At 71.2% G+C, this 21,460-nt stretch carries 17 protein-coding genes; 11 read left to right on the plus strand and 6 right to left on the minus strand.

Going from position 1 to position 21,460, the window contains the following annotated elements; translation table 11 throughout:
- The first annotated feature begins 94 nt into the window (after positions 1–94).
- From hemE to U8525_RS11580, 5 genes are all read left to right on the plus strand, one after another.
- Positions 95–1,138 (plus strand): uroporphyrinogen decarboxylase, encoded by a 1,044-nt coding sequence (gene hemE, locus U8525_RS11560; RefSeq protein ID WP_374264764.1) that lies wholly within the window; start codon positions 95–97, stop codon positions 1,136–1,138.
- Between the two features lie 117 nt (positions 1,139–1,255).
- Positions 1,256–2,557: an acetyl-CoA C-acyltransferase FadI gene (gene fadI / locus U8525_RS11565; RefSeq protein ID WP_374264766.1), complete on the plus strand. Its 1,302-nt coding sequence runs from the start codon at positions 1,256–1,258 to the stop codon at positions 2,555–2,557.
- On the plus strand, positions 2,557–4,794 hold the full coding sequence (fadJ, locus tag U8525_RS11570) for a fatty acid oxidation complex subunit alpha FadJ (protein ID WP_374264769.1): 2,238 nt from the start codon (positions 2,557–2,559) through the stop codon (positions 4,792–4,794). Before fadI ends, fadJ begins: the two co-directional genes overlap by 1 nt.
- Before the next feature lie 96 nt (positions 4,795–4,890).
- Positions 4,891–6,030 carry a mannosyltransferase family protein gene (locus tag U8525_RS11575; protein ID WP_374264771.1) on the plus strand — a complete coding sequence of 380 codons (1,140 nt, stop codon included), beginning with the start codon at positions 4,891–4,893 and terminating at the stop codon, positions 6,028–6,030.
- A gap of 52 nt (positions 6,031–6,082) precedes the next feature.
- Positions 6,083–6,742 carry a class I SAM-dependent methyltransferase gene (locus U8525_RS11580; RefSeq protein WP_374264773.1) on the plus strand — a complete coding sequence of 220 codons (660 nt, stop codon included), beginning with the start codon at positions 6,083–6,085 and terminating at the stop codon, positions 6,740–6,742.
- Here the strand turns inward: U8525_RS11580 and U8525_RS11585 are convergent.
- Together U8525_RS11585 and U8525_RS11590 are read right to left on the minus strand one after the other, a co-directional pair.
- A complete protein-coding gene (locus U8525_RS11585; RefSeq protein WP_374264775.1) occupies positions 6,721–7,572 on the minus strand; it encodes a ChbG/HpnK family deacetylase in 852 nt (283 codons plus the stop codon). The genes U8525_RS11580 and U8525_RS11585 overlap by 22 nt on opposite strands.
- A 6-nt stretch (positions 7,573–7,578) precedes the next feature.
- Entirely contained in the window at positions 7,579–8,376 is a 798-nt protein-coding gene (locus tag U8525_RS11590; protein WP_374264777.1) for a glycosyltransferase family 2 protein, read from the minus strand.
- Positions 8,377–8,503: 127 nt separating this feature from the next.
- On the opposite strand from U8525_RS11590, the gene U8525_RS11595 reads away from it, so the two are divergent.
- The 3 genes from U8525_RS11595 (at position 8,504) to U8525_RS11605 (ending at position 12,673) form a co-directional block, all read left to right on the plus strand.
- Positions 8,504–9,454: a diguanylate cyclase gene (locus tag U8525_RS11595; RefSeq protein WP_374264779.1), complete on the plus strand. Its 951-nt coding sequence runs from the start codon at positions 8,504–8,506 to the stop codon at positions 9,452–9,454.
- A gap of 166 nt (positions 9,455–9,620) precedes the next feature.
- Positions 9,621–11,201 (plus strand): ATP-binding protein, encoded by a 1,581-nt coding sequence (locus U8525_RS11600; protein WP_374264781.1) that lies wholly within the window; start codon positions 9,621–9,623, stop codon positions 11,199–11,201.
- Positions 11,198–12,673 carry a sigma-54-dependent transcriptional regulator gene (locus U8525_RS11605; RefSeq protein WP_374264783.1) on the plus strand — a complete coding sequence of 492 codons (1,476 nt, stop codon included), beginning with the start codon at positions 11,198–11,200 and terminating at the stop codon, positions 12,671–12,673. Before U8525_RS11600 ends, U8525_RS11605 begins: the two co-directional genes overlap by 4 nt.
- A gap of 22 nt (positions 12,674–12,695) precedes the next feature.
- Here the strand turns inward: U8525_RS11605 and U8525_RS11610 are convergent, their stop codons facing one another.
- Positions 12,696–14,033: a replication-associated recombination protein A gene (locus U8525_RS11610; RefSeq protein ID WP_374264785.1), complete on the minus strand. Its 1,338-nt coding sequence runs from the start codon at positions 14,031–14,033 to the stop codon at positions 12,696–12,698.
- A gap of 121 nt (positions 14,034–14,154) precedes the next feature.
- Here U8525_RS11610 and U8525_RS11615 point away from each other — a divergent pair, with 121 nt between their 5' ends.
- Genes U8525_RS11615 through U8525_RS11625 form a run of 3 tightly spaced genes read left to right on the plus strand, consistent with a single transcriptional unit; the run spans position 14,155 to position 17,697 of the window.
- Positions 14,155–15,000: an NAD(+)/NADH kinase gene (locus tag U8525_RS11615; RefSeq protein WP_374264787.1), complete on the plus strand. Its 846-nt coding sequence runs from the start codon at positions 14,155–14,157 to the stop codon at positions 14,998–15,000.
- A 60-nt stretch (positions 15,001–15,060) separates the two neighbouring features.
- On the plus strand, positions 15,061–16,908 hold the full coding sequence (locus U8525_RS11620) for a protein kinase (RefSeq protein WP_374264789.1): 1,848 nt from the start codon (positions 15,061–15,063) through the stop codon (positions 16,906–16,908).
- A 15-nt stretch (positions 16,909–16,923) separates the two neighbouring features.
- Positions 16,924–17,697, plus strand: a complete 774-nt coding sequence (locus tag U8525_RS11625; protein ID WP_374264791.1) for a YdcF family protein — start codon at positions 16,924–16,926, stop codon at positions 17,695–17,697.
- 72 nt (positions 17,698–17,769) lie between these two features.
- Here U8525_RS11625 and U8525_RS11630 read toward each other — a convergent pair whose 3' ends face one another.
- The 3 genes from U8525_RS11630 to tnpB form a co-directional block, all read right to left on the minus strand.
- A complete protein-coding gene (locus tag U8525_RS11630; protein ID WP_374264793.1) occupies positions 17,770–19,362 on the minus strand; it encodes a bifunctional UDP-sugar hydrolase/5'-nucleotidase in 1,593 nt (530 codons plus the stop codon).
- Positions 19,363–19,547: 185 nt separating this feature from the next.
- Entirely contained in the window at positions 19,548–21,035 is a 1,488-nt protein-coding gene (locus tag U8525_RS11635; RefSeq protein ID WP_374265040.1) for an IS66 family transposase, read from the minus strand.
- Positions 21,036–21,093: 58 nt separating this feature from the next.
- Positions 21,094–21,459 (minus strand): IS66 family insertion sequence element accessory protein TnpB, encoded by a 366-nt coding sequence (tnpB, locus tag U8525_RS11640; RefSeq protein ID WP_374264796.1) that lies wholly within the window; start codon positions 21,457–21,459, stop codon positions 21,094–21,096.
- Position 21,460 lies beyond the last annotated feature (1 nt).

Here is a 21,460-nt window from a genome sequence, read left to right on the forward strand (position 1 = left end):
CAGGCTCTGAAGGTAGCGGTTCATCCGGGTGATGAAGATGGGGTACACCGCAGGCCGTGAAGCCCCTGCCTCCCTCTCGCCCGAAGGTGACGACGTGAACGACCGACTCCTGCGCGCGGCGCGCCGCCAGCCCACCGACACCACCCCCGTGTGGCTGATGCGTCAGGCGGGCCGCTACCTGCCAGAGTACCGAGCCATCCGCGGCAACATCGCGTTCCTGGACCTCTGCAAGAACCCGGATCTGGCCGCGGAAGTCACCGTCCAGCCCATCACCCGCCTGGGCGTGGACGCGGCCATCATCTTCTCCGACATCCTCATCCCCGTGGAGGCCATGGGCATCCACCTGGAGCTGGGCGACAAGGGCCCCCACTTCCCCAACCCGCTGCGCACGCCCGCGGACATCGACAAGCTCGGCGTCCCCGACCCCGTGGAAGGCACCGGCTTCGTCGCCGAGGCCATCCGCCGCACGCGCAAGGCCCTGAATGACTCCGTGCCCGTCATCGGCTTCGCGGGCGCGCCCTTCACCCTCGCCGCGTACATGGTCGAGGGCGGCGGCTCCAAGAGCTACATCCAGATCAAGCGCCTGCTCTTCGAGCAGCCCGAGGTCGCCCACCGCCTCTTCCAGAAGCTCACCGACACCCTCATCCCGTACCTCAAGATGCAGGTGGAGGCCGGCGCCAGGATTGTCCAGATCTTCGACTCCTGGGGCGGCGAGCTGTCCCCCTGGGACTTCGAGCGCTTCAGCCTCCCGTACCTCACCCGCATGGTGACGGAGCTCAAGGCCACCGGCGTCCCCGTCATCCTCTTCGGCGTCAACATGACCCCGCACCTGCCGCTCCTGAAGCGCACCGGCGCGGACGTCATCGGCCTGGACTGGCGCTGCCCCGTGGACGAGGGCCGCCGCATCCTCGGGCCGGACGTCGCCACCCAGGGCAACCTGGATCCGCTCCACCTCTTCCTCCCCCGCGAGGAACTGGACGGCCGCGTGCAGGACATCCTCCGCCGCGCCGGACCCACCGGGCACATCTTCAACCTGGGCCACGGCATCCTCCCGCCCACCGACCCGGACGCCGCGAAGTTCCTCGTGGAGGCCGTCCACAAGCACGGCGCCGCCCTCCGCCAGGGCACGCTCGGCTGAACGGGCGCCCACCCCGCCGGCTGATGAGCAGTTGACTCAAGAATCAATCCGACGTTGACGCGGTGCATTGCCCGCCGTTAGAAGCGCCTCACTCGTTTCACAGAGGGTGAGGCACACATGGCAAGCGAGAAGCGCAACGGCCACCGGCGGGTGGCCATCGTCCGGGGGCTGCGGACGCCGTTCGCGAAGGCGGGCACCGTCTTCGCGAACCTGACGGCGCTGGACCTGGGCCGGATGGTGGTCCAGGAGCTGGTCCAGCGCAGCGACCTGGACCCCAACGAAATCAACCAGGTCGTGTTCGGACAGGTCATCCCCACGCTGACCGCGCCGTCCATCGCGCGCGAGGTGGTGCTGGCGGCGGGCCTGCCCAAGCGCATTGACGCCTTCACGGTGGCGCGCGCCTGCGCCACGTCCATCCAGTCCATGGTGGCGGGCGCCAACGCCATCGCGCTGGGCGACGCGGACGTCGTCATCGCCGGCGGCACCGAGTCCCTGTCCGACGCGCCCATCTTCACCAGCCGCCCGCTGGCGCACGCGCTGGCCGCGTCGTCCAAGGGCAAGAGCCTGCCGGACAAGCTCAAGCCCTTCCAGAGGCTCAAGGCCAAGGACCTCATCCCCGTGCCCCCCGCCATCGCCGAGTACTCCACCGGCGAGACGATGGGCGAGAGCGCGGAGAAGATGGCCAAGGAGAACGGCATCACCCGCGAGGAGCAGGACCTCATCGCGTTCAACTCGCACCAGAACGCGGCCCGCGCGTGGAAGGAGGGCCTCTTCGACGGCGAGGTGATGCACGTCACCGTGCCGCCGAAGTACGAGCAGGTCGCCACCAAGGACAACATCGTGCGCGAGGACACCAGCCTGGAGGCGCTCTCCAAGCTGAAGCCCGTGTTCGACCGCCGCTATGGCAGCGTCACCGCCGGCAACGCGTCCCCGCTGACGGACGGCGCCGCGGCGCTGCTGCTCATGAGCGAGGAGAAGGCGAAGGCGCTGGGCTACGAGCCGCTGGGCTTCTTGCGCTCGCACGCGTTCGCGGCCACGGACCCGGGAGACCAACTGCTCCAGGGCCCGGCGTACGCGGCGCCCGTGGCGCTCAAGCGCGCGGGGATGAAGCTCGCGGACATCGACCTGGTGGAGATGCACGAGGCGTTCGCCGCGCAGGTGGCGAGCAACCTCCAGGCGCTCGCGTCCAAGGAGTTCGCGAAGAAGGCGGGCTTCAACGCGCCGGTCGGTGAGGTGGACCGCTCGCGGCTGAACGTGACGGGCGGCTCCATCTCCATCGGGCACCCGTTCGGTGCCACGGGCGCGCGCATCATCACGCAGGCCCTGAACGAGCTGAAGCGTCGGAACAAGAACACGGTGCTGTGCACCGTCTGCGCCGCGGGCGGCCTGGGCGCCGCGGTCATCCTGGAGCGTGCGTGATGGCGACCAAGCAAGAGGCAGTCGAAGCGAAGCAGGGCTTGAGCTACGACGTCGCGGACGGCGTCGCGGTCATCACCGTGGACCAGCCGGGCGCGCCGGTGAACACGCTGTCCCCGGACGTGGGCGCCGCCTTCTCGGACCTGCTCCTGCAGGCGGAGCGGGACCCGGAGGTGCGGGCGGTGGTGTTCATCTCCGGCAAGAAGGACAACTTCGTCGCCGGCGCGAACATCGACTTCCTCCAGACGCTGAAGACCCCGGCGGAGGTGGAGGCCCTCAGCCGCAACGCGCACGCGGAGTTCGACCGGCTGGAGGCCTACTCCAAGCCGGTGGTCGCGGCCATCCACGGCGCGTGCCTGGGCGGCGGCCTGGAGTGGGCGCTCGCGTGCCACTACCGCATCGTCACGGACAGCCCCAAGTCCGTGGTGGGCCTGCCGGAGACGCAGCTGGGCCTCATCCCCGGCGCCGGCGGCACGCAGCGGCTGCCCGCGCTGATTGGCGCGGAGGCGGCGCTGGACCTCATCCTCACCGGCAAGAACGTCAAGCCGTCCAAGGCGAAGAAGCTGGGCCTCGTGGATGAAGTGGTGCCCGTGCCCATGCTCAAGGACCTCGCGCTCAAGCGCGCGGCGGAGCTGGCGGCGGGCACGCTCAAGGTGGAGCGCCCGCACCAGGGCTTCAAGGCCGTGGCCCGGAGCGGCAAGAAGAAGGGCCTGGCCGGCATCTTCCAGGGGCTCATCAGCAAGGACCTCTGGAAGGAGGCGGCGCTGGAGGACAACCCGCTCGGCCGCAAGGTGATGTTCGACCAGGCGAAGAAGCAGCTCCTCAAGAAGACGCGCGGCAAGTACCCCGCGCAGGAGAAGGCGCTGCAGGTCATCCGCGTGGGCCTGGAGTCCGGCCGCAAGGCGGGCCTGGAGGCGGAGGCCAGGGCCTTTGGCGAGCTGGTGTTCACGGACGTGTCGCGGCGCCTCGTCGAGATCTTCTTCGCCACCACGGCGCTGAAGAAAGAGAACGGCACCTCCAACCCCAACCTGAAGCCGCGCGAGGTGAAGAAGGTGGGCGTGCTGGGCGGCGGGCTCATGGGCGGCGGCATCGCCTACGTGGCCGGCGTGCTCCAGGGCGTGCCCGTGCGCGTGAAGGACCGGGACGACGCGGGCGCGGGCCGCGCGCTCCGGCAGGTGCAGACGGTGCTGGATGAGCGCGTGAAGCGCCGCTCGCTCACGCCGCGCGAGTCGAACGCGAAGCTGGCCAACATCACCGCGGGCACGGACTACAGCGGCTTCAAGTCGGTGGACCTGGTCATCGAGGCCGTCTTCGAGGACCTGAAGCTCAAGCACCAGGTCATCGCGGAGGTGGAGGCCGTCACCGGCGAGAACACCATCTTCGCGTCCAACACCTCCAGCCTGCCCATTGGCGAGCTGGCGAAGGGCAGCAAGCGCCCCTCGCAGGTGATTGGCATGCATTACTTCAGCCCGGTCCACAAGATGCCGCTCCTGGAGATCATCACGCACCCGGGCACGGCCGAGTGGGTGACGGCGACCTGCGTGGACGTGGGCAAGAAGCAGGGCAAGACGGTCATCGTCGTCAACGACGGGCCGGGCTTCTACACGTCGCGCATCCTCGCGCCGTACATGAACGAGGCCGCGTACCTGCTGGCGGAGGGCGCGGACATCGTCCAGCTGGACAAGGCGCTGGTGGACTTCGGCTTCCCCGTGGGGCCCATCACCCTGCTGGACGAGGTGGGCATCGACGTGGCCCAGAAGGTGGGGCCCATCATGGAGGCCGCGTTCGGCAAGCGCATGGCGGCGCCCAAGGCGCTGGAGGGCGTGGTGTCCGACGGCCGCCTGGGCCGCAAGACGAACAAGGGCTTCTACCTGTACGAGGGCGGGAAGAAGAAGGAGGTGGACCCCAACGTCTACCTGCTCCTGCCGCACGGCAAGGACCGCAAGTCCCTGGACCCCGCGGAGATGGCCGAGCGCGTGGCGCTGCAGATGGTGAACGAGGCCATCCGCTGCCTGGGCGAGGGCATCCTGCGCAGCCCCCGCGACGGCGACGTGGGCGCCATCTTCGGCCTGGGCTTCCCGCCGTTCCTGGGCGGCCCGTTCCGGTACGCGGACGCCGTGGGCCCGGCCCACCTGCTGCGCAAGCTGGAGCACTACCAGGACAAGTACGGCGAGCGCTTCACGCCCGCGCCGCTGCTGGTGGAGAAGGTCCGCGCCGGCAAGGGCTTCTACGAGGCCTGAGCGCATGACGCACCGGGGCGGGGGAGGGGGCCTCCCACGGGCTCCTCCCCGCTTCCGGGCCTGACTTGACGCGAGGGGCGGTTCTGGACCAAGGGCATGGCCCGCATGGTCCGCTCCGCTCCTCGTGTCGTATTGCTCGCCGGGCTCGCCGCCCTGGCGGTGTGCACCGCGCTGGTGACGGCGTCCGCGCTCGCGTTCCCGCAGGGCTACAGCCCTGCGCGGCTGACGTGGCCGGGCGCCCCCGTCCTGTTGGGCTGGGCGCGCTTCGACGCCGGCTGGTACGCGCGCATCGCGACGGAGGGCTACAGCTACACGCCCGGCCAGCAGAGCCCGGTGGCGTTCTTCCCGCTGTACCCGCTGGTGCTGCGGGGCCTGGGCCTCATGCACCTGGACACGTTCCTCGCGGGCGTGCTCGTCACCATGCTGTGCGGCCTGGGCGCGCTGTACGTCTTCACGCTGTGGGCGCGCACGCGGGCGGATGAAGAGGCGGCGCGGAGCGCGGGGCTGCTGCTGGCGTTCTATCCGTTCGCGTTCTTCCTCTACGGGGCCATGTACTCGGACGCGCTGTTCCTCCTGCTCATCATCGGGGCGTTCCTGCTGCTGGAGCGGGGGCGGCTGGGGTGGGCGGTGCTGCTCGCGGCGGTGGCCACGGCGGCGCGGCCGGTGGCGCCCGCGCTGGTGGTGGGGCTGCTCGCGCGGCGGCTGGAGTGGAAGCGCGAGCGCGGCCTGAAGTGGAGCCTGCTGGACCTGCTGCCGGTGCTCGCGGCGGCGGGCTTCGTGCTGTACGTGCTCTACCAGTGGAAGGCGTTCGGTGAGCCGTTCGCGTTCGTGAAGGTGCAGTCCTCGGCGGGGTGGGACCAGAAGCCGGGCTGGCGCACGTGGGCGAAGCTGCGCTGGCTCCAGGGCTTCAGCCGGGACATGACGCTGTCGGACGGCCTCCGGCTGGTGGGACACGCGGCCGTCACGCTGGGGGCCCTCGCGCTCATCTGGCCCACGGCGAAGCGGCTGGGGTGGGGCTATGGCGTGTATGCGCTGGCCATCGTGGGCTTGCCGGCCCTGTCCAGCAAGGACTTCATGGGCATGGGGCGCTACCTCCTGGCCGCCTTCCCGCTGTTCCTCACGCTGGCGCTGCTGCTGCGGGAGCGTCCGCGCTTGAAGTGGGGCGTGCTCGCCGCGAGCGCCTGCGTGATGCTGGCGCTGACGGTGGCGTTCGGCGCGGCGGAGTACGTGTCATGACCGCGCGAAGGGCGCGGGCGCTCGCGGCGGAGCAGGGCGCGGAGGCCTCGGCATGAGCGGCCTCATGGCGCAGGCGCTGGAGCGCTACGCGCACCTGCCCGCGGGCGAGCGCTTCCACGTGCACGCGCGGGCGTCCTCGGCCCCGCTGCTCGCGGTGGCGTCGCGTCTGCCCTCCGGGACGGTGGCGGACATCGGCTGCGGGCACGGCCTCCTGTCCGCGGTGCTGGCGCTCGCGGTGCCGGAGCGGCAGGTGCTGGGCGTGGACCTGGACGAGCGCAAGGTGCACTGGGCCAGACAGGCCCTGTCCGGGCTGCCCAACGTGACGCTCGACGTGGGCTCCGTGGACGCGCTCGCGAGGACGCGGCCGAGCACGCTCGACGCGGTGGTGGTCTGCGACGTGCTGTACCTGCTGCCCGAGGAGAGGTGGCCCGGGTTCCTCCAGGCCGTGCGCGGCCTGCTCAAGCCCGGAGGCCGCTTCCTCCTGAAGGAGGTGGAGGGCGACCGCTCCTGGAAGCACGCGAAGGCGCTCGCGCAGGAGTGGGTGATGGTGTCGCTGCTGGGCCGCACCAAGGCCAGCGGCGGCATGGTCCTCAAGCCGCGCGTGGACGGGGTCCGGCTGCTCCGTGACGCGGGCTTCGAGGTGCGCGAGGTGGTGGGCCTGGGCGAGGGCTACACCACGCCGCACCTGCTCTACGACGCCGAGGCCCGCTGAAGCCCGCCGTAGCTCACGAGCGAGATGCCCCGCTCCCCGAGCCGCGCCTTTACCCGGGGGCTGGTGAGCGCCGCCAGCTCCGCCTCCCAGCCATAGGTCCACGCCGGGTCCTCCGGCACGTGCGGCTTGCCTTCCCCGGGGTGGCACCCCAGCTCGAAGTCCCCCGCCGGCAGCGCGTCCAGCACCGAGAGCAACGCCGGCTCATCCAGCCGGCCCGCCTCGAACACACCTCCGGCGCTGACCCGCCGCACCCCCGGCCGCGCCCGGGGCGCCGTCCGCGCGAGCACCGCCAGCACCGTCGTCTTCAGCGCGGGCCCGGGCGCCCGCAGCCACGCCGCGCGAGGCAGCGCATCCGGCCACCGCAGGGGCAGGCCCTCGCGCGCCGCGAGGCCCTCCACCACCGACCGCACGCCCGGCAGCAGGTGCAGGTGCTGGTGGCCGTCCAGGTGATCCACCTCCGCGCCCAGCTCCCGCGCGCGGGCGAGCTGCGCGGACAGCTCCCGCTCCAGCTCCTCCTGCCGCACGCGCCCCGTCAGCCACGCCTTCGCGAACTCCGCCCAGCCGCCGCGCAGCCGCCCGCCCGGCGCCACCGTCCGCACGGCGTCCGGGGGCGCCGCGCAGGGAAGCCGCGTGGACAGCGCCAGGTGCACGCCCACCGCCAGCCCCTGCGCCTTCGCCCGGCCCACGGCCTCCGCCGCCGACGGGCCCATGGCCAGCAGCGTCGCGCTGGTCACGATGCCCTCGCGGTGCGCCCTGAGGATGCCCGCGTCCAGCGACGGGTGCAGCCCCAGGTCGTCCGCGTTGACGATGAGCCGCGTGCGCGCCGCCATGCTGTCCTACCCGCGCCCCGCAGAGCTCGACACCGCCCGCAGCGGCTGCACCGACGGCGGCAGGCGCACCGGCTTGCTCGGCGGCGGCGGCGAGCGCGTCTCCGGGTACAGCGCCACCAGCTCCTTCACCATCTTCACGATGACGGACGGCGACGCCAGCGTGGAGACGCCGCGCGTGCGCGGGAAGTAGTCCACGCCCATCTGGAACACCCGGAAGCCCTTGCGGATGGCCTTCACCACCAGCTCCGCGTCGATGAACGAGCCCTGGCTCTTGAGCTCCATCGACTCCAGCACCTGGCGGCGCATCAGCTTGAAGCTGAAGTTCACGTCCTTGATCTGGATGTCGAACAGCGCCCGGATGAGCAGGTTGTAGACGAACGAGTACACGATGCGCTTGGCGCCCTCGCTCGTGCGGTCGAACCGGAAGGCGCAGATCATGTCCGCCTCCAGGTAGTCCATCAGGTGCAGCGCCCGCTCCAGCTCCCGCATGTCCCACGGCAGGTCGATGTCCGAGTACAGCACCAGGTCCTTCGTGCTCGCCGCCAGCCCCGTGCGCATCGCCCCGCCCAGCTTCAGGTTCACCGGGTGCGTGATGACCCGCAGCTGAGGCACCTTCGCGGCCAGCGCGTCGCAGACCTCCTGGGTCCGGTCCGTGGAGGCGTCGTTGACGATGATGATCTCGAAGTCGTCGGTGAGCCTGGGCAGGACCTCCAGGGCGCGGCTCACGGCGCGCTCCACGTAGTCCTCCTCGTTCCAGGCGGGGAAGAAGAGGCTGATGCTTGGGGACTGGGCCGCGGTCGTCATGGTTCGCCGTTCCGTCAGGAAGGAAACGCGCGCTCGCTAGCAGACCCCCCACCCGGTGGCAAACCCCATGGCCCTTCTCGCGGTAAACCCTTATAGTACCGCGTAGTCATCATTTTACGGGGACACGGTGAAATCCCAGCCCTACACGCTCCTGGTCGTGGATGATTCGCAAGCGCTGCTGCCGCAGTTGGTGCGCACGCTCGGCCCCGAGGACTTCGCCCTGCGCGTGGCGCGCTCCGGTCAGGAGGCGCTGGGCCTGACCCAGGAGGTGGACGGCGTCCTGCTCTGCTCCGGCGGCCCCGAGGAGCGCCAGGCCCTGGGGCTGCTGGAGCCCCTCACCCCACCGCACCCCGCGCCCCGACCCGCCGTGGTGGTCCTGGCGCCCGCGGAGGACCGCGCCCTGCGGCTCGCCGCCTTGCGCCGGGGGGCTGAGGTGATTTTGACCCCATGGGACGAGGAGGAGCTGCGGTTGCGGCTCTACCGGAGCCTGGAGGCGCACTCCCGGTTGAGGGCGCTTCACTCCCAGGTGGAGGAGCTGCGGCGCCTGGCGGTGACGGACGGGCTGACGCAGGTGCACAACCACCGCTACTTCCAGGAGCGGCTGCGCGAGGAGTTCCGCCGCTCGCAGCGCTACGACGAGAGCCTGTCGCTCATCCTGGTGGACCTGGACCACTTCAAGAACATCAACGACGCCCACGGCCACGGCGCCGGGGACCGCGTCCTGCGAGAGGTGGCCGCCTCCCTCCAGCACAGCGTGCGCGAGACGGACCTGGTGGCGCGCTACGGCGGCGAGGAGTTCGCCATCCTCCTGCCCTGCACCCACCTGCCCGGCGCCCTCACCGTCGCGGAGCGAATCCGCAAGGGCATCAACGAGCTGCACGCGGGCCCGGAGGGCGCCCTGCGCGTCACCGCGTCCCTGGGCGTCTCCAGCTTCCCCCACCGCGCCATCCTCACCCCCGAGCAGCTGCTGCTCACCGCCGACGAGGCCCTCTACCGCGCCAAGCGCGAGGGCCGCGACCGCATCTGCCTCCACCCTCCCGCCCCCCTGTTCGCCGCGCCGCCCTCCCGGGCCGGCTGACCCCGGGGTCAAACACCCGGGGTCTCATTTGACCCCGTTGGGTGCGGTGGGTCTAGAATGACCTTGCCCCTTTTTGTCATGTCCCTGAAAAAGGACGTGATTGCCGGGGTTTATCCAAATCTCCGGTTTGGCAAGGCCATTGCAAATGTCGGACTCCAGAAAGTCCATGGGAACCCTGGGAGCTCAAGCGCAGGCGCAGGACCCGGTCGCCCGCGGCCGGCTGCTGCTCGTGGACGACGAGGAGAACATCCTCAAGTCCATCCGGCGGGTGCTGCGGCGGGGGGAGTGGGACATCGAGACGGCGACGGACGCGGAGGCCGGCCTGCGCACGCTGGAGCGCTTCCACCCGGAGGTCGTCATCTCCGACTTCCGCATGCCGGGGATGAACGGGGTGGAGTTCCTCACCCAGGTGAAGCTCCAGGAGCCGCGCGCCCAGCGCATCATGCTGACGGGGCAGGCGGACCAGCAGGCCATCGAGGAGGCCATCAACCGCTCCGAGATCTTCCGCTTCATCTCCAAGCCCTGGAACGACAGCCACCTGGTGCTCACGGTGAAGAGCGCCTTCGAGCAGTACGCGCTCCACGCGGAGAACGACCGGCTCTACCGCGTCACCCAGGAACAGAACGCGGAGCTCAAGCACCTCAACGCGGACCTGGAGGAGCGCGTCGCGCTGCGCACGCGCCTGCTGTCCACCGCCAAGCGCGAGTGGGAGCTGTCCTTCGACTGCATGGAGACGCCGCTCGCGGTGGTGCGCACGCGGGACTTCGCGGTGCGCCGGGCCAACGTGGCCTACGCGCAGGTGGCCCGCCGCTCCATCGAGGAGGTGCCCTCGGACGTCCCGTGCCACCAGTACCTCTTCGGCCGGGACACGCCGTGCCAGGGCTGCCCGCTGCCCTCCGCCATGGAGACGGGCAAGGGCGCGCGCGGCGAGGTGCAGCAGGGCGGGCGCAGCTACGTGGTGGCGGCCTACCCGTTCGCGGGCGACGACCGCGCGGTGTGCACCTACCGCGACGTCACGGAGGAGCAGGCGATGACGCGCCGGCTCATCGAGACGGAGAAGATGGCCGCGGTGGGCCAGCTCGCGGGCGGCGTGGCGCATGAGATCAACAACCCGCTGGGCGGCATCCTCGCCTTCGCGCAGTTGATGTCCCGCGACGCGGGCCGCAGCGACAGCGACCTGGAGTCGCTGAAGCTGATTGAAGAGAGCGCGCTGCGCTGCAAGCGCATCGTGGAGAGCCTGCTGAAGTTCAGCCGGCACAGCCGCGTGGAGGACCGCCGCCTCTTTGACCTGTCCAAGTGCGTGGAGGACGCCGCGGTGCTCTTCCGCGCGCAGCTCAAGTCCATGCCCAAGGTGGAGCTGACGCTGGGCCTGAAGGACGGGCTGCCCAAGGTGTACGGCGACCCCGGCACGCTCGCGCAGGTGGTGCTCAACCTGCTGCAGAACGGCCTCCAGGCGCTGCCCGGCGCCGAAGGGCGCCTGACCCTGGAGACGGGGCGCGAGGGCGACCGGACCTTCTTCGCGGTGGCGGACACCGGCTCGGGCATCGAAGAGCGTCACCTGCCGCGCATCTTCGAGCCGTCCTTCACCACCAAGCCACCCGGCGAGGGCACCGGCCTGGGGCTGTCCATCGCCTATCGCATCGTCCAGGACCACGGGGGCACCTTCCATGTGGACACCCACGTGGGCCAGGGCTCCCGCTTCACCGTCTACCTGCCTATTCCCCTGCAGCTCGAGAGGTTGCCGTGAACCAAGTCAAGCGCGCCAAGGTCCTCGTCGTGGATGACGACTCCGTCGTCCTCAAGGCCGTCACCCAGATCCTCCAGCGGGAAGGCCACCCGGTGGTGGCCATCGACGACGCGGTGGAGGGGCTCGCGGCGGCGAAGGACCCGTCCATCGACGTGGTGGTGCTCGACATCAAGATGCCGCACCTGTCCGGCATGGACCTGCTGCGCGCCATCAAGGCGGACCGCCCGGACGTGGAGGTCATCATGATGACGGCCTTCGCCACCGTGGAGACGGCGGTGGAGGCGGTGAAGGCGGGCGCGTACGACTACCTCACCAAGCCCTTCGAGAACATCGACGAGGTGAGCCTCACGGTGGCCAAGGCCGCCGAGCGCAAGGCGCTGAAGGACCGCACCCGCGCGCTGGAGGAGGCGCTCACCGCGCGCAGCCAGTTCGAGGACCTCATCGGCCAGTCCGCGCAGATGCGCGCCGTGTTCAAGCTGGTGGAGACGGTCAGCCACTCCACCGCCACGGTGCTCATCCAGGGCGAGAGCGGCACGGGCAAGGAGCTGGTCGCGCGCGCCATCCACTACCGCAGCGCGCGCCGCGACAAGCCCTTCGTGGCCGTCAACTGCTCCGCGCTGACGGAGACGCTGCTGGAGAGCGAGCTCTTCGGCCACGTGAAGGGCAGCTTCACCGGCGCCACCGGCAACAAGAAGGGCCTCTTCGAGGCGGCCGACGGCGGCACCATCTTCCTGGACGAGATCGGCGACGTGCCCCCGGCCACCCAGGTGCGCCTGCTCCGCGTCCTCCAGGAGGGCGAGGTGAAGCGCGTGGGCGCCAACGAGCCCGTGAAGGTGGACGTGCGCGTCATCGCCGCCACGCACGTGGACCTTTCCCGCGCGAAGGAGCAGGGCAAGTTCCGCGAGGACCTCTTCTACCGCCTCAACGTCATCACCATCGACCTGCCGCCCCTGCGCGACCGCCCGGAGGACGTGCCGCTGCTCGCGCACCACTTCCTCAAGGTCTACGCCGCCAAGGCGGACAAGAAGGTCACCGGCATCAGCCCGCGCGCCATGGAGGCGCTCACCTGCAACCGGTGGACGGGCAACGTGCGCGAGCTGGAGAACGTCATCGAGCGCGCGGTGGTGCTGACGGCCAACGACGCCATCGACGTGGAGGACCTGCCGCCCGGCTTCCAGGCCGCGCCCCAGGCCGACTCCGCCGTGGAGGTGTTCAGCCTGGCGCACCTGCCGTACGCCCAGGCCAAGCGCCTGGCCATGCGCGCCTTCGAGCGCCGCTACCTCTCCGCGCTCCTGGAGAAGAACAACCACAACGTGTCCAGCGCGGCGCGCGCGGCCGGCGTGGACCGCTCCAACTTCCGCCGCCTGCTCAAGCAGTACGAGGTCGCCGGCCGCAGCATGAAGCCGCGCCAGCCCAAGGGCCCGGAGGTGGACAGCGGCCCGGGCGTGCCCGCGCTCGAAGCCGTGTCCTGACGCGGGCCCGAGGGGGGGCGGCTCAGCCGTCCTCCCCGGGCTCTCGCTCGCCGCGCCGCGCGGCGAGCTGCTGCTGGATGGCCTCGTAGCGCTCGGACAGCTCCGCCTCGAAGCCGTTGCGCGTCGGGGTGTAGAAGCAGCGCGAGCGCAGGGCCTCCGGCAGGTAGTCCTCCGGGACGTAGTTGCCCTCGAAGTTGTGCGGGTACTTGTACCCGCCGCCGTAGCCCAGCGACTTCATCAGCTTCGTGGGCGCGTTGCGCAGGTGCAGGGGCACCGGCAGCGCGCCCTCCTTCGTCACGGCCTCGCGCACGGCGGCGTACGCGGCGATGACGGCGTTCGACTTGGGCGCGAGCGCCAGGTACGTCACCGCCTGGGTGAGGGGCAGGGTGCCCTCCGGCAGGCCCATGAGCTGGAAGGCCCTCAGCGCGTCCACCGCTACGCCCAGCGCGCGCGGATCCGCGTTGCCCACGTCCTCGGACGCGAAGATGACCATGCGGCGGAAGATGAAGACGGGGTCCTCGCCCGCCTCCAGCATGCGCGTCATCCAGTACAGCGCGGCGTCCACGTCGCTGCCGCGCATGGACTTGATGAACGCGCTGACGACGTTGTAGTGCTCCTCGCCGCCCTTGTCGTAGAGCAGCAGCTTCTGCTGGAGCGCCTCCTCCGCCACCTTGCGGTCCACCGCCTTGCCGCCGTACGCGGCCGCGGCCTCCAGCGCGGTGAGGGCCTTGCGCGCGTCCCCGCCCGCCGCGTCCGCGATGAACTCCAGCGCCGCGTCGTCCACGGCCACCTTGCCGCCCAGGCCGCGCGGGTCCGCCACGGCGTGGCGCATGACGGCGATGAGCTCCTCCTGCTCCAGCCCGCGCAGGGTGACGACGCGGCAGCGCGACAGGAGCGCGGCGTTCACCTCGAACGACGGGTTCTCCGTGGTGGCGCCAATCAGCGTGACGGTGCCCTTCTCCACGTGGGGCAGGAGCGCGTCCTGCTGCGACTTGTTGAAGCGGTGGATCTCGTCGATGAAGAGCAGCGTGCGCTGGCGGTTCAGCTTCCAGCGGTCCTGCGCGCGGGCCACCGTCTCGCGGATGTCCTTCACGCCCGCGAGCACGGCGGACATGGTCTCGAAGGCGGCGCCGGTGGAGCGCGCGATGAGCTGGGCGAGCGTCGTCTTGCCGGTGCCCGGCGGGCCCCAGAGGATGAGGCTGGGCACCTGGTCGCTCTCCAGGGCGCGGCGCAGGAAGCGGCCCTCGCCGGTGAGGTGCTCCTGGCCCAGGTACTCGCTGAGCGAGGTGGGGCGCATGCGCTCGGCGAGCGGCGCCAGGACGGCCTGTTCCTTCTGGCTGGCGTGGTCGAAGAGGTCCATGGGACCTCCAAACCTAGCGTCCCGGGCGCCCCGTCGCGCTCCCTTGTGATGTCCGGCGCCGGGCAGGTGCGGCATTTTCCTGGGGAGGACGGTTGGCCGGCTGGACTAGAACCCGGGGGGCGTGCAGACCCTGGTCATCGTCGCGAAGCGAGACATCCCGCAGGCCGTGGCCCTGGCGGCGGAAATCCGGCAGCGCCACCCGAACCTGACGGTGCTGGCGGACCGCGCCCTGGCGCACGCGCTCGACTGGCCGCGCGTCGAGGACCGCGAGCTGGCGGCGCGCGCGGACCTGGTGGTGGTGCTGGGCGGGGACGGCACGCTCATCTATGCGGCGCGCCTGCTGGGCGGGCGCGCCGTGCCCATCATCGGCGTCAACCTGGGCAGCCTGGGCTTCATGACGGAGGTGCCCGTGGAGGAGCTCTTCAGCCGGCTGGACGACGTGTTGGCGGGGAACTTCCAGGTGGACTCGCGGATGAAGCTCTCCTGCCGGCTCCTGCGCGGCGGCAAGATCCTCATCGAGGATGAGATCCTCAACGACGTGGTCATCAACAAGGGCGCGCTCGCGCGCATCGCGGACCACGAGACGTCCATCGACGGGGTGCCCATCACCACGTACAAGTCGGACGGCGTCATCCTGGCCACGCCCACGGGCTCCACGGCGTACTCGCTGTCCGCGGGCGGCCCCATCGTGCACCCGTCGGTGGACTGCACCATCCTGTCGCCCATCTGCTCGCACGCGCTGACCCAGCGGGCCATCGTGGTGCCGGCGGACCGCACCATCCGCGTCACGCTGAAGAGCGAGACGGCGGACACGTACCTCACGCTGGACGGACAGACGGGCCACTCGCTCCAGGGCGGGGACTGCATTGAAGTGGTGCGCTCGCCCAACCGCGTGGGCCTGGTGCGCAACCCCCGCGTGGCCTTCTTCACCATCCTCCGTCAGAAGCTGCACTGGGGCGAGCGCTGAGCGCCCGGGGCCGGGGGGAGGGCTCCCCTCCGGGGGGAGCGCTGGGGTAGCGTCCAGCCCGTGACGACGGGTGGGCACACGACGCGTTTCGGCAAGTACGAGCTGCAGGAGCGCCTGGGCGCGGGCGGCATGGCCGTGGTGCACCGCGCGCGCTACACGGTGGCGGAGGGGGTGTCCCGCTCCGTGGTCATCAAGCGCGTGAGGGACCCGTACGCGCAGGACCCCGCCTTCGTGCAGATGTTCCTCAACGAAGCGCGCATCTCCATGGGGCTGTCCCACGGCAACATCGTCCAGGTCTTCGACTTCGGGCAGGAGGAGGGCGAGTACTTCCTGGCCATGGAGTGGGTGGACGGGCAGCCGCTGTCCAAGGTGCTCAAGCGCCTGAAGCTCAAGGGGATGGCGCACCTGCCGGCGCCGCTGGCCGTGCAGCTGACGATCGAGGTCTGCAAGGGCCTGCACCACGCGCACACGCGCCGCGACGAGCAGGGCCGCCCGCTGGGGCTGGTGCACCGCGACGTGTCCCCGGACAACGTCCTCGTCAGCTACGAGGGCGAGGTGAAGCTCACCGACTTCGGCATCGCGAAGGCGCAGCTGTCCGGGCGGCCGGACACGGAAGCGGGCGTGGTGCGCGGCAAGTTCCTCTACCTGTCCCCGGAGCAGACGCGGGCGGAGGCGCTGGACGCGCGCTCGGACGTGTATACGGCGGGCGTGGTGCTCTTCGAGCTGCTCACCGGCCGCAGGCCCGCGGAGGGAGAGCAGGCGGCGGTGATGGAGCGCATCGCCACGGGCGACCTGACGCCTCCGCACACGTATGTCCCGGACCTGGATCCCTCGCTGGGCGCGGTGGTGTCCCGGGCGTTGGCGCTGCGGCGGGACGACCGCTTCACGAGCGCGGAGGACTTCCAGCGCGCGCTGGCGGAGTGGCTCGCGTACCGGGCGCCGCTGTTCCCCGCGTCCACGCTGCGCCACCTGATGGGCTGGCTGTTCGAGGAGGAGCTGAAGCTCGCGGGCCAGCCGCCCCGGATTCCGGAGTCCTTCCTGCGCCAGGTGACGGTGTGGACGGGGGAGGGCGGGCCGCTGGTGTCGGACGAGCCGGAGCGGGCGTCGGCGGTGCACCGCGCGCACGCCGAGGCGTTCCCGGGGGAGTACGTGCCCGGGGCGCTGGTGGGCGGAGGCCCCTCGGCGGACCTGGGCGCCGGGGTGCCCGGCTGGGTCTGGGCGGCCATCGTCACGGTGGCGGTGGTCTTCTTCGTGGGGCGGGCGGTGATGCCGGACCTGTCGGAGCCGCCCTCTCGCAAGCTCCAGGTGGTCTCCGTGCCTCCGGGCGCGGAGGTGCGCTGGGACGGCGACCCGGTCGGGATGACGCCGGCGGTGCTGAACGTCGCCCCGGGCGAGGGCTCGCACCGGCTGGAGCTGCGGTTCGTGGGCTACCAGCCGTGGGCGACCACCGTGTCGCGGGCCGCCGTGCCGGAGCGCGTGCAGGTGACGCTGGAGCGGCTGCTGCCGCCGCCTCCTCCGCCGGAGCCGGTGGTGGACGCGCGGGTGAAGGACAAGGAGTCACCGCCGGAGGCGCCGGTGCGCAAGCGGAGCCCGTTGACGATGGCCCGGGGCGAGGCGCGCGAGGCCTCGGACTGGATGGCGAGGTCCCCCGACGCGGGCGCGGTCTATACGCTGGGGCAGGAGCTGCTCGCGGCGGGCAGCGCGATGCAGGCCGGGGAGAAGTTCTGGAAGTGCCTGGAGCTGAAGGAGTCCGCGGCGGAGTGCCACCTGGGCCTGGGGCGGGTGGGCGTGCTGACGGACCGCGCCGCCATGGCCCGTGAGGGGTATCAGCGCTACCTGGAGCTGCGGCCGAAGGGCCTCGCGGCCGCGGAAGCGCGCAAGTACCTCCACGCGAAGACGGCGCGGTAGTCCGGGCGGACGGCGATGTTCCTCTTCCTGTCGAAGGTGTTGGACCTGTTGCTGTCGCCGCTCACCTGGGCGCTGCTCCTGGGCGTGGGGGGCGTGGTGCTGCGCCGGTGGAGGCGCCTGGCGGTGGCGTCGCAGCTGGCGGCGGTGGGCGTGCTGTACGCGTTCTCCATCGAGCCGACGGGAGCGCTGCTGACGCGCATGACGGAAGCGGACGCGGTGAGCACGTACCGGCCGGACACGGTCTACGACGCGGTCATCCTGCTGGGCGGAGGGCTGGACGCGGCGGCCACGGAGCGCTCGGGGCAGCCGGAGTACAACGCCGCGCCGGAGCGGATGATGCGCACCTTCGAGTTGCTGCACGACGGCCGGGCGCGGCAGGTGCTGATCACGGCCGGCAACCTGGACGCGCGGCCGGAGGCGGTGGTGGAGGCGGACGTGCTGGCCGCGCAGCTGGAGCACTGGGGCATCGCGCCCGAGCGCATCGTGAAGGAGGGGCGCAGCCGCAACACCCGCGAGAACGCGCTGGAGTCGGAGCCGCTGGTGCGCGCGCACGGCTGGAGGTCGCTGCTCCTGGTGACGAGCGCCGCGCACCTGCCCCGCGCGGCCGGCTGCTTCGCGGCGGTGGGGCTGAAGGCGGACACGCTCGCGGTGGACTTCCGCTCCTCGACGCTGCCGGCGGCGAAGATGAGCTGGCAGCCGCGAGCGGGGGCGCTCGCCCAGAGCACGGACATGCTCCGGGAGCTGGCGGGGCGGGTCGTCTACCGGCTGCGGGGCTGGACCGCGCCCTGACGATAGTTCCGAGCGCGCGACTTCATCGTCGGCTGCGAGGCTGGACCGCGCGTTGGTGGTGGCGTGCGTGCGCTACTTCATCGACGGCGGCGCGCGCAGCCCGCCCGGAGGCACGCCGAGGATCGTGATGCGGCCCTGGGGCTTCGCGCGGGGCGCGGGCCTGCCGGTGCGGAACGCGGTGACGAGCGCGTCCCATGGCGACGGGGCATCCTTGCTCGCGGGCAGCACGGGGAGGTCCTTGAGCATCGTGTATCCGTCGTTGCCCTGCGCCACGAAGCTGAAGGTGGCCAGCCGGTACGTCGCCGCGTCGTCCAGCGGCTTGCCGTTCACCTCCACCTTTGTCACCCGCGCGCCCGGCGCCTTGCGCAGGTCGAAGGTGAAGCGCAGGCCGGACACCTGCGGGAAGCGACCGGGCGGCTTGCTGTCCACGCTGCTCTGGCTGACGCCGTTCTCCAGCGCCGCGCGCAGTGTGGCCCCCGTCACCTCTAGGACGACCAGCTCGTTGCGGTAGGGCATGAGCGAGTACAGCTCGCGCCGGGTCATCGTCCCCGCGGGCAGCACCCGGTCCGCGCGGATGGCGCCCCCGTTCACGAGCGCCACGTCCGCGCCCGTCGCCGCGCGGAACGCATCCGCCAGGAACGAGCCCAGGTTCGTCTCGGCCACCCGGTTCTGCGCGCTGCGCGCATCCAGCGCCACCGGCGAGCGGCCGATGCGCTCCGCCAGCGTGGCCAGCAGCGGCGCGTAGGGCTTCATCTGCGCATCGAACGCCGGGTCGGCCGGCGTCCTGGCGGTGATGGGGAGCACCTTCCACGCGAGCTTCTTCACCGCGCCCGTCTTCGCGTCCAGGTCCAGCGTGACGCGGCCCAGGTCGATGGCGTCCTCGTCCAGCTTGAAGATGGGCGTGCCCGCGACGGTCTCCTGCACGCGGTCGTGGTCGTGCCCGCCGATGATGAGGTCCACGCGCACGCACTTCGCCAGCTCCCGGTCCTGCTCCACCGACAGGTGCGTCAGCCCCATCACGAACTGCGCGCCCGCGGCCCGCAGCGCGTCCACGGAGCGCTGCGCCGCCTCGCAGTACGGCGTGATGCGCGTGTCCTTGCCCGGCTTGGACGAGCTCTGCGTCTCCGGCAGCACCACGCCGAAGATGCCCACCTTCACGCCGCCCACGTCGCGGATGTCCCAGGCCTTGAGCCCCTCGAACACCTGCCCCGACTTCACGCTCAGCACGTTGGCGCCCAGCCACGGGAAGCGCGACTGCTGGATGCGCGCGCGCAGCACGTCGTCCCCGAAGTCGAACTCGTGGTTGCCCACCGTGGAGTAGTCCAGTCCGAGCGCGTTCCACGCGTCGATCATCTGCCTGCCCTTGAGCGCCTCGCCCTCCACCTCCGCGGAGGACTCCACCGACGGGGAGATCGTGTCGCCCGCCAGCAGCGTGAGGACGTGCGGCGACTCCTTCAGCGCCTGCTGCTTGATCGTGGCCACGCGCGACAGCCCGCCCCGGTTCCGGGCGGTGGGCTGGAATTGGTAGACGTCGTTGAGGTGGAGGATCGTGAGGCGGACGGTGTCGGCGGGAGGCGTCGGCTCGGCGGCCCCGGCGGAACGGGTGGCCAGCACCAGCGCGAGCGGCAGCAGCGCCGCCCAGGCGCTCACGGTCTTCTTCATCATCGGACAGTCGTTCTCTTGCGGAGGGGAACGGGGGGAAACACAACACCCATCGTCCCGGCCTAGCGCACTCGGCGCATGAAGGCGAGCGGACCGGACATGTCGGTAACCGTCCGGTGGACGTCGTGCCGGGAGGCTTGATGACAGACGCGGACCGTGCTCGGCGAGCGCCGCGAGGAGCGAGGAGTTCAGGGACTGGGCTGGAGGGGCGAATCGGGCGGGTCGGCGGTGCGTCGGCGCATCCACTCGTGGGGTAGCAGCTCACCGATGCGCGAGTGGGGATGCGTCTGGACGCGGAGCAGGACGTCGGCCAGGTAGGCCTCGGGGTTGACGCCATTGGCCTCGCAGGTGGCGACGAGGGCGTAGAGGCCCGCGAGGTTTTCGCCCGCCGCCTCGTGGCCGACGAAGAGAAAGTTTTTGCGGCCCAGTGCCGCTTTCCGCAGCGCCGCTTCCGAGCGGTTGTTGTCGAGGGGAAGCCGCTCATTCTCCACGAAGCGCGTGAGGGCCACCCACTGCTTCAGCGCGTAGGAAATGGCCTGGCCCAGCGGACTCTTGGGGAGTTGGCGCGGTGCCTGCGTTTCGAGCCAGACGCGCAGTCGCGCGAGGACGGGGGCGCTGTGCTGCTGGCGCAGCTCGCGGTGGGCTGCGGTGCGCACCACCTTCGCGCCTCGTGCCTGGGATTCCACGCGGTAGAGCTCGAGGATGAAGTCCAGCGCCTCACGCGCCTCGGGGGCGGTGGCCAGCGCGTCGAAGAAGCGTCTGCGCACGTGGGCCCAGCACCCGACGCGCACTCGCCCCGTGGGCAGCGTCACCGCGTTGTAGCCGGTGTACGCGTCCACCACGAGGGCCCCCGTGGTGCCGCCCAGGACTTCCCTGGGCGTCTTGCTGGCCCGGCCCATGCTGAAGCGGTAGCCGATGAGCCACTGCCCCGCCTCATTCTGGGTGAGGAAAGTCCAGAGGTAGCCCAGCCTCGTCTTCTTCACGTCCAGCACGCGCAGCGGCGTCTCGTCGGCCCACACCACGTCCGCGGACGCAATGCATTGCAAGAGGTGCTGGGACAGAGGCAGCAGCACCGAGGCGGCCTGGTGGAAGAGGTCCGTCAGCGTGCTGCGGCTCATGGGCACCCCACCGCGCTCCATCCGCTGGGCCAGCCGGTGCAGGGGCATGGCGTCCGCGCACTTCGACGTCACCACGTGGGAAAGGAAGGCGGGGCCGTACTCGCCCCGGTCCACCACCCGGGCTGGAGGCGGAGCGGTGACGACGCCCCGGCCGCACGCGCACGCGAGGACTTCCTGCACGTGCACCTGCTTCTCGAAGCGGGCCGGCATGTACTCGTACACCACCGAGGTGCGGCCCTGGCCCAGGGGCTTCAAGTCCTCGCTGCCGCACGCCGGGCAGTGGCGCTCCTCGGCCGGCACCGCGTGGTGAAGCTCGCGCGCCGGAGCCTCCTCGGCCTTGCGGGCGGCCCGCTCGCGCCGCTTCTCTTTCGCGGCCTCGGCCCGGGCCGCCGTCGAGTCCGCGTCCTTGCGCAGCTCCGTCGCCACCGTCGGCAGCTTCTCCGTCCTCTTGCCGAAGACGTGGCGCTCCAGCGTCGCCATCTTCGCCTCCAGCGACGTCAGGCGCTCCTTGAGTTCCTCCGCCTCCTCGCGCCAGGGGCAGAAGTGATTCTGAGGCAGCTCACGGGGCACCCTGCCTCAACACGCCACCGCCGCTCGGCGTCCCGGACCGGGTGCGTCAGGTGCCCGTGCGCCCGGGAGGCGTCCAGGCGGGCTGGCGCCTCACCTGGGCCACGTCGATGCCGTCCAGCAGCATCGCCAACTGCATGGCGTCCAGCGTCACCGCCTGCGCACCCGCGTCCACCGGCGGCAGCCGGAAGCGGCCCGTCTCCAGCCGCTTGTACAGCAGCACGAAGCCACCCCGGCTCCACGTCAGCACCTTGATGCGGTCGCCTTTGCGCGAGACGAAGGCGAAGAGGTGCCCCGCGTAGACGTCCTCGCCCCAGGCCGTGCGCACCAGCGCCCTCAGCCCGTCAATCGACTTGCGCATGTCCACCGGCTCCACCGCCAGCACCACGCGCACCGACGCAGGCAGGGCGAACACG

The organism is Corallococcus sp. RDP092CA, assembly GCF_041903675.1.
In the GTDB taxonomy this organism is placed as follows: domain Bacteria; phylum Myxococcota; class Myxococcia; order Myxococcales; family Myxococcaceae; genus Corallococcus.